The following is an 11744-nucleotide window of genomic DNA, read 5'->3' on the forward strand; positions in this document are numbered from 1 at the left end:
CAAGCGGTGGGGGCGACGATAGGCGGGCAGCTCAGTCTGCGGGGAGCGAGCCTGGTCAACCCCGAGGACGATGCGCTCTCACTGGACGGTGCGACGATCACCGGCGGCGTGTTCATGGACGGCCAATTGGTGGCCGAGGGAAACGTACGTTTAATCGACACCTGCATTGGTTCGCTCCACGGGCCTAGTACAGGTATTCCGGCTGGACGACTTTTTGCGTCGGGGCTGCGGGTCAGCCATCTGTACGGCGCGATCGCCACAGACACCGAGGCTCTCATTAGCTGGCTTAACTCCACCCCTGTGGCGCGGCGCTTCGACCCGGACCCGTGGTTCGCGTTGGCAAATGTCTACGAGGACCACGGCAACATTGCTGGTGCAACAACACTGCGTCACGAGGCAACACGACGCACCGCCGACGCCAGCACTCGACGGATCACTCGAGTATCAGGTCGTGTTTACGACTTGGTCGCCGGACACGGATACCGGCCCCTACGAACTGCGGCCTGGCTCCTGGTTGTCTTTGTCGCCACAGCCGTATTCATCTGGGGCTCGAGCGGCACTTACACACCCGTCGATCCCGTCAAGGCCAGTACGGCCGCTGAGGCCCATCGCGCTAGCGACCCACACGCCGCGCTCCCCGCGCACATAACCGGTCAGACCCGGTGCGACCTTCTCCAGTCGCCAACAGCCAGCTATCCCTGCTTCACACCAGGGACCATCATCACTCTCGCTGCCGCAAATACCCTCCCACTCCCCGCCAGCGCTTTCGACTGGCGCACCACCAACGATTGGATCACCCTCACACTCCTGGTCCTCCGTACGCTCTCTTGGATCGCAGCAGCCATTCTGATCGCCGCCGCGTCAGGACTTCTCAAGAAGACCAGCTAACCGACTCGGTTGCGTCAGTGAGTCGATCTGGCCAGCCGTGCACTCCCGGAGTGGCAGTGCTGAGGCTGGCGAGCAGGCGGCCCGCGACATCGGCGGCATCTATCTGTCAGCTGATCTGGTCGAGCCAACCCAGGCGAGTGCACTGTCCGCGCGGGTGGTGGCCGAGTTTGGTCGGCTCGACGTGCTCGTAAACAACGTGTGGGATCAGCCGACCGATCCCACACGACGATCTAGTCGCGGCCACCCCGAAGACCTGGCGCGAGATGCTCGACTTCAACCCCGTCGCTCCGTGGTTGGTCCTCACCGCCGCGCTGGAGCACCTGCATAAGACGCGGGTGCGGAGGTAGCCGTCTTCGTCGCGTTGCCAAGGTTCTACGCTGGCAGGTACAGCGTGCCGAGCGCGACTGTCACCTGCGTCGTCGACCGCTTGAGAGTCGGCTTCACGCCTTCGGATCTCCCGCGATCGTCGACCATGCCAAACTGATCACACCGCAGCGAAGAGAGGGTGAGGTGCGATGCCGGTACGCGTCAGTGTCGCCCCAGGCCTCTTGGAGTGGGCCGTTGAGCGTGCTGGTTGGGATAACGACACCACACAACGTCGCGCTCCCAAGCTCGACGAGTGGATCAGCGGCGAGCGTCAGCCGACCCTCAAGCAGTTGGAGAGCTTCGCGCAGGCGACTCACACCCCGTTCGGCTTACTGTTCCTGCCTGAACCGCCAGATGAGCCGGTGCCCATTCCCGATATGCGCACGGTCGGCAACGCCGTGGTGCCCCGTCCGTCCGCTGATCTTCTGGACACGATCTACATCTGCCAGACCCGGCAGGATTGGTACCGCGACTACGCACGCGATCGCGGCGCTCCCCATCTGGAGCTTGTGGGTTCCGCGACGACCAGCACGTCCCCGGTCGACGCGGCCCGGGAGGTCCGTGCGGCTCTCGACTTCGATCTGACCAAGCGCGCCGTGTTCACCAGTTCCGACGATGCGCTGCGGCGGCTGATCGACCGTATCGAGGCAATCGGCGTGCTCGTGATGGTGAACGGCATCGTTGGAGGCGACACCCACCGTGCCCTGGATCCAGAAGAGTTCCGAGGCTTTGCGCTGTCCGACCCGGTCGCGCCGTTGATCTTCGTCAACGGCGCCGACACGAAGGCAGCACAGATCTTCACGCTGATCCACGAGCTCGCGCATATTTGGCTCGGCGGCAGTGCCCTGTCCGACGCGGCGATGGTCGCGCGGGATGGCGTTGCCGAAGAGCTATGGTGCAACCAGGTCGCCGCGGAGGTGCTGGTCCCGTTCGCCGCCCTCCGAGGGGACTACCAGGGGGAGCTGACACCCCAGGAGCTGACCCGCCTGGCCCGCCGCTACCGGGTGAGCACGTTGGTGATCCTCAAGCGCCTGTTCGACGCGCACTTCCTCGGCTGGGACGACTACTGGGAGCGGTACGAGGTAGAGCGGGAGGCCGTGATCGCGTTGGCGAAGCGGCGCCGCGGTGAGAACTCCGGAGGGAACTACTACAACACCCAGCCGTTGCGTCTGAGCCGCCAGTTCGCACGAGCCGTGGTCGCCAGCACCAATCAGGGCGATACCAGCTTCCGGGACGCCTTCCAGCTCTTGGGAACCAAGAAGCACGAGACGTTCGCCCGACTGGCCGACGAGATCGGGGTCGCCTGATGTACCTGGTTGACGCGAACGTACTCATCGAGGCGAAGAACCGCTACTACGCGTTCGACATCGCTCCTGGCTTCTGGGAGTGGCTTGAGAGCGCACATGCCGCCGGCGAGGTGTGCAGCATTGAGGCGGTCAAGATTGAGTTGGTCGGCCGAGCCGATGAACTATCGGCCTGGTCGCAGAGGAACGGTTCCTTCTTCCAGTCGATCGACCAGGCCACGACGGCTCACTTCCCTGCGCTCACTACGTGGGCGGCATCTCGTCCGTTCACTCCCGCTGCCCTGGCGGAGTTCGCCGGCAACCAGGCTGATTATCAACTGGTCGCCCACGCCCGGGGGCATAGCCACATCTTGGTCACCCACGAGCGCTCGGACCCCAATTCACGCCGGCGGGTGAAGATCCCCGACGCGTGCACCGCGATCGGTGCCACGTGCATGGATCCGTTCGAGATGATGCGTCGCACCGGGGCGAAGCTAGAACTGCGCACCTGAATTGATAGCGGTCACCGTCCTCAGCTCGTCAACGCGGCTGGTGCGTACAGACATGCCAGTTTCGTCACGTTCGTTACTGGTTCCCGCAATGCCATGATTCACGGCACGGTTCGTCACTGGCGCCGAATTGCATTGCAGCACAACTAATTACGCTGCTAACTGATATTATGTCAAGTAACCTTGACGGACAGCACGACTATCCTCCAGCCCCTACCGACCCAACACTGTCGGGCAACAACGTATCTGAAACTTTGACACCTACATGGGACTAAGGACGTTGATCTATAATCAGGATAGGATAAATAGCTAGGTGCCTGGCGGTAACAGTTTGATAACCAAGCGACAGGAGTGGTCTGTGTGGGCTTGGCTTCCGACAGTGTTAGACTTCATTAGTTCCTTGGCCTGGCCCATTGTCGCTCTGATGGGAGCGATCGCATTTCGCCAGCCGATCTCGGAATTCATCTCCGACATCATCGAACTTAGCGGCTTCGGGGTCTCTGCACGACGCGGTGACCGACGGGTCGAAAAGATGCGTAATGCGATTGACTCGAGGTCAGTCGATCTTCCGTCCCCTCAATCTCGCGAAAATGGCGAGAAAGGTGCTGTTGGTGCGTCTAGCAAATCAATCTCAGCCCTCAGCCTGATCCGATTTCAAGGAAGCGTGTCTCGGCATCGACTGACCGAGCTTGCCAATGAATGCGTAACCGCTTCTGAACCTGCGGCAACCCGGCTGCTGGTGATTAGCGCCTATCAGGAGTTGGTCGTGTTCGTGCGCACGGTCGAGCTAGTCGAACACGCAGAGTCATCTAGCACTCTCCCTAGGTATACTGGCGCTCTCGCATATAAATCGCTTGCAAAATTCGGTGGACCAGCGTCGCTCGCTGACTCGCTGGCAGATCTTCAGCGCTTCAAAAAACGGGTCGCGGATTCTGAAGAGGCTGTCAGCGCGCAAGGTGCTCACACCTACATATTCACCGCACTTGAAGTTCTCGTACGAATTCAAGCGTGGTACACGAACGAGGAGCCCGGGCCGGTGGTAATGAAGCAACCGCTCAACTGGGGTGGTTCGTCTGCGGACAGATCTTAGCTGCTGCTTCCTAACTACCCTCCCGCGACGCATCTAGTGGCTGTCGATCGACGGGCACACCCGGCCGGTTCGGGGTGATCTCCGATGGCACGTTCGGAGTGAGCCAGGTGGATACCGCGCTCCGTACGCCAAACACGGCTCGTTCTTGGTCACCCACAAGGCGACGGTTTACGCAGGCTGCCGCAGCGCGAGCACCTGCAAGCGGTCGCCGCGCTCTCGGAGAACACCAGCTACGAACAGATCCTTAACGTGGGACTGCGCGAAACCGGTTACCTCGACGCCGACACGCTGCTGGTCATCCCCGATGACCTGGCCGCGCTCGTCCTACGCTCAACCGCTGAATAGGCCGCCGCGCGGGAGAAGGCCCGCGGCGACCGCCGACCCGCGACCCGCGGTCACATCGGTGACGCGACCGCGCACCTCATTGCCTGGCTATGGCGCGCCCGGCCTGGCTGGGTTCCCCGGTTCCTGATCGACTACCGGCGGGTCTTGAACGAAAACCTCATCGACGAACCAGACCACGTCACCATCACACTCGACGAACTCCTCGAACAGGTCCGAATCGCTGTGAGCGGCAAACTCACCCGCCACGAAGTAAACGACCCACGCCAAGCCGCCGAAGCGGTCCACACGAGCACGGTCGGCCTATGAGCACCACTGACCCAGACCAGAACCCCACACCCAGAACCGGCCCACGGTGGAAGAGATGTTGACGCCAGCGTGGCGTTCGCTTCTACCACCCGACTGTTCGCATGTGGAAACCTTGAGGCCGTGAATGTAGCTACGCACTTAGCGCACCTAAGCTCCAACGGGTGGACGTGGACCGATGAAGAACGCGTCTTGCGAGCGTTGGCAGCCAGGCTGGGAACTGGGGAGGCGCGGCGGCAAGTGCTCCGTCCGACAGTAGCCGATGATGCCCGTGAAGGTACTCACTCTGCCTCCGTCGGACTGGGTGAATTTCCCTGGCACACTGATGGCGTAATTGCGCTCTACCCACCGCAGTGGATGGTCTTGAGGTGCATTGAGGCCACTCGCCCGACGTCGACTCAGATTTGTTTTCCGACCGATAATCTAAGGCGAGCGCTTCGCCGCCTAACGCTGCTTGTCCGCCAGGAATCAGGTCGGAAGGCTTACCTCCCGGTATTTGTCAGTTCGGGTCCGAATGACTGGCGGCTACGTTGGGATCCGCGCGCAGCAGTCATCGGTCCCGACGAAGCGCGCGCAGCTGTGGAGGCTTGCCAGCCGACCGATGAGATCGCCTGGCAACCGGGACGGATCCTCATCCTGGATAATCATCGTGTCATGCACCGGCGGCCACCGGTGTCCGGTGCTACTGGGCGTGCTTTGATTCGAACATTCATCACTAAGTGAGGCATTTCAGGTGTGGGACTACGATGGATTCATCGGCAAGGCCAGGCTCTACTTCACACGCGGGGCGGAACACGAGCACTCCGATGACGACGAGTTCGCGATCTGGCACCTCCTTGGGTTCGAGTTCCTATTACGGGCACCGTTGGCAAAGCTACATCCAAGTCTCCTGGCCGCGACAAACGACAACGACAGCTTGCTTGCCGCAAACGGCGTCACGACCTCGAAGGACCCGAAAAGCGTCGTGAGCGGGGTGGTCATCGACCGCTTGGCACGGATTGTGCCAGAGTTTGCTGGCGCCGCAGTTAGCGATTCTTTGTTTCTTATGAGCCTGAGAAACGCAGAATTACATGCGTCCAACGCTGCTGTGAGTGAAGTGTCGAATGACGTTTGGCTGCCTAAACTTGTGCGGGTCGCGAAGATTATCTGCCAATTCTTGGCGATTGAGCCCGAAGATGTCCTCGACGACGCCGTTGTGAAGCTCGGAGAAACCCTTCTCGACGAGGCCGACAAGAAAGTTGCTCACACAGTCGAATTGAAGATCCAGGCGGCCCGGAACTTCCTGCAGCGACTGAGCCAGGACGAGGTTGATGCACGCGTCGCTGCAGCTAAGCCGACTGGGATGGAGATATTTACGCGGCAGCGTACGACTGCAAGTGTGAAGTGCCCGGCCTGCGAGCGCAACGTCTACGCACCGAAAGCCTACGTGCGAAGCGCTCGTGAGCACTTAGACGGCGATACAGTGATCCGCGACGATATCTATCTCATTGACGAACTCAGATGCCCGGTGTGCGGACTTGAGCTTCTGGGCGCTCCTGAGCTAGTCGCAGCGCAGGTACCGCAGCAAGTGACTGAGCAAGAGCACGAGTCATTGGACGAGCGATACCATGTTGAAACCGACTACGACTACGACGGGCCAGAGTACATGGACGAATGAGCCCCTGAGTCGAGCTCGGCCCGCCACGCGGTGACCATCTGCTCGGTCACCCGCACCGATCCAGAGCGTTGCGAGCCACGTAACCCCACATGCTCAAATCGCGGGCGGTCTCCGGTGCGCACGCAAGCCGCTCTCGCCGAGGCGATCGGTGCGGACAAGACGCGAGCCAGCGCAGCGTCGAAGTTTGCGGTGGTCACCTCAGTTCGGCATTCACAGGGATGTAGTAGTCAGTGCCGCTGCTGCAGCCGAGATTTGCGCTGCGACGTCGTTGATTGAGGACTCTGCAGTGTCGAGGCCGGACCTGGAGGCGAGTAGTGGGCTGACGTCTCGGAGGGCGTCGAAGGTTGTTCCGTGAGCGACTGGGATCACGCGATCGGTAGCGAGTAGTGCGGAGAGCTCCTTGTCGGCGATCCCTTCGGCGGCCAGGCTTCTGAGCAAGGCGGGGGTCACCAAGACGATGCCGATCCGCGAAGAGATCAGGCCCCGGTCGATCTCGCGAAGCAGCGACTTACCCAGGCCAACGTCCTTCTCGCTGAACCACACCGTCGCACCGTTTGCGATCAACAGGTTGTAGAGATCGTTGGCGCATTCAGACCTGTCCTCCCAGGCGTGACAAAGAAAAAGGTCGCGGCGTTCTGGGTGCTCGCGGGCTTGACGCTCAGCCACGCGAGTCACGGGTTCGATGGTCCGCCACTCGCTGGGCGAGTAAGACACAGATTTACCGGCACGAGTAGTTCGTGAACCCCCGCCGCGTGAGTTCCCGCCCCCGCCAGCAGACGCCGCAGATGGTGTCGCCCGCCCGGCGGCCCCATATGATGGGCGCGGTGGCGTATACGAAGTACGTCGTCCTGTCCGGTAACGGCATACCGGGCAATTCGCGCGACCGCTCGCCGTGCGGTGACCTTCACGTGGCGCCGTGCAGCCAGCCATAGTCGCCGCTACCCCTTTGACGACCGCGGGTCGTTGCCCGGGGCGATCGTGTCCTGAGCTCGGATCTGACCGTTCTTGCCCCGCACCTGCAGCTCCCCGCCACCATCGTTGGCAAGGATGTCCCGCGCACGGTCAATCCCCTCGGCCTGTGTGGGCGTGACTGAACTCGCGCGATCGGAACCTGGCTTGCGCACCTCCCAGTCGCCGTCGTCGCGTTGCTGAACTACACGCTTGTTGGTCATTATCTAGCCTCCCTATTTGCACCTTCGTGCGCATGTACGAGGATACTGGTCGGGTCCGACAAACCGGGCTGACGACACTGAGTCTCGTCCGCGCGGTCTAAAGACCGCCTGGCAATCTATTTCCTGTTATCTGGTCTATCAGATATTCGACCATAGGTCGCTATAGTGGGCGATATGGATCGTGAGTTGAATCCGTTCAAGCCTGGGTCGGGTCTCCGCCCGCCCGCCTTGGAGGGGCGTGCGCAGCAGATCGACGCATTTGACCTGCTCGTTGCGCGCAGCAAGCGCCGTAACTATGACCGGGGCATGGTGCTGAGCGGGTTGCGTGGTGTCGGCAAAACGACCCTGCTCAACACCCTGGCCGATCACGCAGACCGCCACGGCTGGCTCACCATCACCCTCGAGGCACGCCCCACCGACGCCGGTACCGCCGCTGTACGCGCCAAACTGTCCCAAGAACTCTTGGTGGCGTTGCGTCGGTACAGCAGAACCCACCGCATCCACCAGATCGTTGACCCGCTTATCGACATCGTGCGCAGCTTCTCCCTTGGCATCGGCCTGGGCCCCGCCACCGTCACGCTGTCGTCCGCGGCGACCGCCGGTAGCGGAGACATCGACCTCGACATCGAAGAACTCGTCGAAGCGATCGCCGACGCCCTCAAACCCCGCGGATCGGCGTTCGGACTGTTCATCGATGAAATGCAAGACCTCGACTCCACCCTGCTCTCCGCACTCCTTGCTGTCGCGCACCGTGCGGCGCAACGCGAATGGCCGTTTTTCATTATCGGTGCCGGCCTGCCCAACCTGCCTGCAGTCCTGGCCGACGCCCGCTCCTATGCCGAACGACAATTCTTGTACTCAACCATTGGGCCTTTGCCCCACGCCGCCGCAGCAGCAGCTCTGCGCGATCCGATCGTCGCCACTGGCGGCGACATCACCCCCGACGCCCTCGACATGCTCGTCGAGGCCAGCGGCGGGTATCCCTACTTTCTTCAAGAGTTCGGCAAAGCGATCTGGAATGCCGCCGCGAACAACCCTTTCGACACCGACGACGCCGAACTCGCCGTCGACGTCGGACGCAGACACCTCGACGACGGCTTTTTCCCGTCGCGCTGGACCCGCACCACCGACCGCGAACGCCGCTACCTCACCGCCATCGCTCAGACGGGCGAAGAACATCCCAGATCTGGGCAAGTCGCCGAACGCATGGGATCAAGCACCACCGCCATCAGCGACGTCCGAGACTCCGCCATGAGAAAAGGCCTCGTTTGGTCACCCGAACACGGCCGCATCGCCTTCTCCGTACCCGGCATGGCCGACTTCATCCGCCGCCAACCACGACCGTGACTTGTGCTGCGCACGAAAAACCTTAGCGCTAGACGAGACCCGTTCCCTCGCACGCAGTTGCGCGCCGATAGCGGTTATTACGTCAAGTAAACTTGACAGTGGGTGCGCGGCCGAGCCGCGACAAAGTTCACAACCAATCTGTCGGGTGACAACGTAGTTGAGACTTTGCCGCCCTAGTTGAGACTTAATGACAACTACCTGTGTCGACGAGTTCGCTGTCCTCGGAGAACAACTACCGTGTCATCCGACACTGGCTGTCGGATACTGAGAGCCATGGGCATAGCGGTGGATGCGATCAGTTTTGACTGCCACGACTGGCGGTTAGTTTCGGCGTTCTGGCGAGAATTGCTTGCCTACTGGGACGACCCGGACGCGGCGAGCTACAGCGATCCTGAGGCTGGAATCATGATTATCGGCCCGGACGGGACCACTCCGCTGGTGTTCATCCCTGTGCCTGAGCGAAAGTCGATCAAGAATCGCATTCATTTCGAGCTCAGGCCCTCCAGCGACAGCATCCGAGACGCTGAGGTCGAGCGAGCGTTGACGCTTGGTGCCCGGATCGCTGACGACCGCCGGGAGCCTTCCGGCTTAGGATGGGTCGTGATGGCAGACCCAGAGGGCAACGAGTTCTGTGTAGGGCGAGGTGCCCAGGAACGCTCCTAACGGTAATACCCGCGGTCTCATCTCTCGGAACCGGGCACTTGGCGGGCTGCTCCCGTGTCTTCCCTTGGATTGGTTCTCCACCGCAACCGCGATTACGGGCTGTCTCAGCTACCTGTCATTGATCTCAGGTCGGCTGTCATCCAACACAATCCGGGAGTGGCGTGGTCGACCGCCTTGCTATGGCGGGAAGGTGTCGCCGTAGAACGCGGCTTCATACTCGCGAAGTTGCTGCAGGGAGCAGGAGTCCTCTGTCAACCCGTCTGGTAGGTAACCGTTGTGGACGGCGTCGGCGTAGTAATAATGTTTGACGTAGTGCCACTGCGCATTCATGTAGTCCGTGTTCGTGTTAACGACGCCGATCTGTAGACGAGCGGCCGCGAATTGATTCTCGTCAACGCCTCTGGCGATCAGGCCGTCGTATATTTCTCCGGCTCGCGCATCGTCGTTGTCGCTCATGGCTTTGATCATTTCCGATGCTTTGTCTACGACAAGGGGTCGTCCCAGGTCGTCGGTCAATGGTTTTTTCCTCCTTCGAATGGAGGTGGGAAGTCATCGCGGCAGTATCCGTTCAGCCCGGACGTCGGGTCACCGATGTTGCAGTATGCGGTGATGAGGCCGACGTGATAGTTGTCGGGTTCAGCAGGTTAAAACCTGCTGCACCGATAGTCGCTTCTGTGGAGCGGCCAGTTATCATACTAAATGACGCGGTACTTTCTGACGATCTGTCACCGCAACAACGAGGGAGCCGCCGTCGCATGCCAATACATCCCGGACGATGGGCACCCGCCACCGAACAGGACCTCCGCGAGGCGGCGGCCAACGGCCTACTTGAAGAGACCCACTACCTCGACCTCAAGCGTGAGTTGAAACCCGGCCCGTCCGGAAATAAAGAGATCGCCAAAGACATCGCCGCGTTCGCGCTGGACGGCGGAACGATCCTCATCGGCATCGACGAGGACACCACACCCCCTAGCCTGTATCCGGTCCCGCTCGACGGACTCGCTGAACGCATCGAACAGGTCGGACTCACTCGCGTGGACGAACCTGTCCAAGTCCGTTGCCGATCAATCCCCTCCGCCGACGACGCCACCCTCGGTTCCCTGGTTGTCGAGGTCGCGGCATCCGCGCGCGCACCCCACATGACCGATGGCCGGTTCTACGGGCGCGGCGACAAAACCAATCGGCCTTTGCACACCGCCGAAGTCGAACGCCTCCTCACCAGCCGCCGCGCCAACCGAGCAGACGCACTTGCCCGCGCCTGGGAAATCCACGACGACATCTCTCGGACCGGACTCATGGTCGCCACCGCCGAACCCCTCACCACCACCCAGGACAACCCATTAGAAGCGCTTTCCGCCGACGACGACTGGATAAACCAGCTCAACGCCATCAGGACTAGTAGCACCGTGCGGGAACATCAAAACTTTGCGCCCAATCTCAGCGAGGCAATCGCGTTTCAGCGACGCGCCTCCGGCGTCGCCCTCACGAGGGGCATGTACTCCGGGCGATTTCTGGGCGGCTCAGACGCAGCGGAACTGGTATTCGAAGAATCCGGCCGACTCGCCCTCGCCTCGGACCGCGCCGTAACAACGTTCAAACCGCGGCCCTCCGACGAAGCTATCGCGGTCATGCTTGAGGCTGTGATCCTAGGCCAGGTTGACTTCCTCGTCCGCGCCGCGGCTCAGGTCGCGACCCGCTACCACTTCGGAGCGAGCTGGCGGTTCTGTCTCGTGGTTGCCGACACCCACGACGCTATCGCCTACACCTCCGTCACCCACGGATTCAGTGATGGTCCCCCATACACCAGCAACGCCTACGAACGAGTCGCGGACGCGTCACTTGCCGACATGACCGATGCACCCACGACCATCGTCGACAAACTCACCGCACCCCTCCTACGCGGACTCGCATCACGCTTCACCCTCGGACAGTAAGCCCCCACTTCACAGGAATCGCCGCTACCAACCGCGATTCCTGGGCTTCCCCAGAATGACTGACCGCAACCAGACTGCTCCGGGCTGTCGGGTGATTAGTCGCTTGGGCGGGCGCGACAGGCTCCTATTTCGTCACCCGTGGTGAAATAGGAGTGTGTCAGAGTCTCTTTGCGGGACATGCGCATTC

The 11744-nt window shown here is 61.4% G+C and carries 13 protein-coding genes; 9 read left to right on the top strand and 4 right to left on the bottom strand.

Going from position 1 to position 11744, the window contains the following annotated elements:
• From BW971_RS21565 to BW971_RS21370, 4 genes are all read left to right on the top strand, one after another.
• On the top strand, positions 1 to 888 hold an 888-nt coding region (locus BW971_RS21565), incomplete at its 5' end, for a hypothetical protein (RefSeq protein ID WP_200799486.1).
• Positions 889 to 1403: 515 nt separating this feature from the next.
• Entirely contained in the window at positions 1404 to 2561 is a 1158-nt protein-coding gene (locus BW971_RS19860; protein ID WP_076482824.1) for an ImmA/IrrE family metallo-endopeptidase, read from the top strand.
• Positions 2561 to 3049 (top strand): DUF4411 family protein, encoded by a 489-nt coding sequence (locus BW971_RS19865; protein ID WP_076482825.1) that lies wholly within the window; start codon positions 2561 to 2563, stop codon positions 3047 to 3049. Before BW971_RS19860 ends, BW971_RS19865 begins: the two co-directional genes overlap by 1 nt.
• 421 nt (positions 3050 to 3470) lie before the next feature.
• Positions 3471 to 4136, top strand: coding sequence for a hypothetical protein (locus BW971_RS21370; protein WP_143690489.1), 666 nt, complete (start codon positions 3471 to 3473; stop codon positions 4134 to 4136).
• 432 nt (positions 4137 to 4568) lie between these two features.
• On the opposite strand, the gene BW971_RS19870 is transcribed toward BW971_RS21370, so the two are convergent.
• Entirely contained in the window at positions 4569 to 4766 is a 198-nt protein-coding gene (locus BW971_RS19870; protein WP_076482826.1) for a hypothetical protein, read from the bottom strand.
• Between the two features lie 375 nt (positions 4767 to 5141).
• Between BW971_RS19870 and BW971_RS22295 the strand changes: the two genes are divergently transcribed.
• A complete protein-coding gene (locus tag BW971_RS22295) occupies positions 5142 to 5507 on the top strand; it encodes a TauD/TfdA family dioxygenase (RefSeq protein WP_076482827.1) in 366 nt (121 codons plus the stop codon).
• A 10-nt stretch (positions 5508 to 5517) separates the two neighbouring features.
• A complete protein-coding gene (locus tag BW971_RS19880; protein ID WP_076482828.1) occupies positions 5518 to 6441 on the top strand; it encodes a hypothetical protein in 924 nt (307 codons plus the stop codon).
• A gap of 210 nt (positions 6442 to 6651) precedes the next feature.
• Here BW971_RS19880 and BW971_RS19885 read toward each other — a convergent pair whose 3' ends face one another.
• Together BW971_RS19885 and BW971_RS19890 are read right to left on the bottom strand one after the other, a co-directional pair.
• A complete protein-coding gene (locus tag BW971_RS19885; protein WP_234974519.1) occupies positions 6652 to 7116 on the bottom strand; it encodes a toll/interleukin-1 receptor domain-containing protein in 465 nt (154 codons plus the stop codon).
• 263 nt (positions 7117 to 7379) lie between these two features.
• Complete coding sequence (locus BW971_RS19890; RefSeq protein WP_076482830.1) at positions 7380 to 7613, bottom strand: DUF2188 domain-containing protein; 234 nt, start codon at positions 7611 to 7613, stop codon at positions 7380 to 7382.
• 174 nt (positions 7614 to 7787) lie between these two features.
• Here BW971_RS19890 and BW971_RS19895 point away from each other — a divergent pair, with 174 nt between their 5' ends.
• Both BW971_RS19895 and BW971_RS19900 read left to right on the top strand, forming a co-directional pair.
• Complete coding sequence (locus BW971_RS19895) at positions 7788 to 8960, top strand: ATP-binding protein (RefSeq protein WP_076482831.1); 1173 nt, start codon at positions 7788 to 7790, stop codon at positions 8958 to 8960.
• A 273-nt stretch (positions 8961 to 9233) separates the two neighbouring features.
• Positions 9234 to 9623: a VOC family protein gene (locus BW971_RS19900; RefSeq protein WP_076482832.1), complete on the top strand. Its 390-nt coding sequence runs from the start codon at positions 9234 to 9236 to the stop codon at positions 9621 to 9623.
• 177 nt (positions 9624 to 9800) lie between these two features.
• On the opposite strand, the gene BW971_RS19905 is transcribed toward BW971_RS19900, so the two are convergent.
• Entirely contained in the window at positions 9801 to 10079 is a 279-nt protein-coding gene (locus tag BW971_RS19905; protein ID WP_143690491.1) for a hypothetical protein, read from the bottom strand.
• 218 nt (positions 10080 to 10297) lie between these two features.
• Between BW971_RS19905 and BW971_RS19910 the strand changes: the two genes are divergently transcribed.
• A complete protein-coding gene (locus BW971_RS19910; protein ID WP_234974520.1) occupies positions 10298 to 11557 on the top strand; it encodes an AlbA family DNA-binding domain-containing protein in 1260 nt (419 codons plus the stop codon).
• Positions 11558 to 11744: the final 187 nt, after the last annotated feature.

Origin of the sequence: Williamsia sterculiae (assembly GCF_900156495.1) — a bacterium.
Classification (GTDB): Bacteria; Actinomycetota; Actinomycetes; order Mycobacteriales; family Mycobacteriaceae; genus Williamsia_B; species Williamsia_B sterculiae.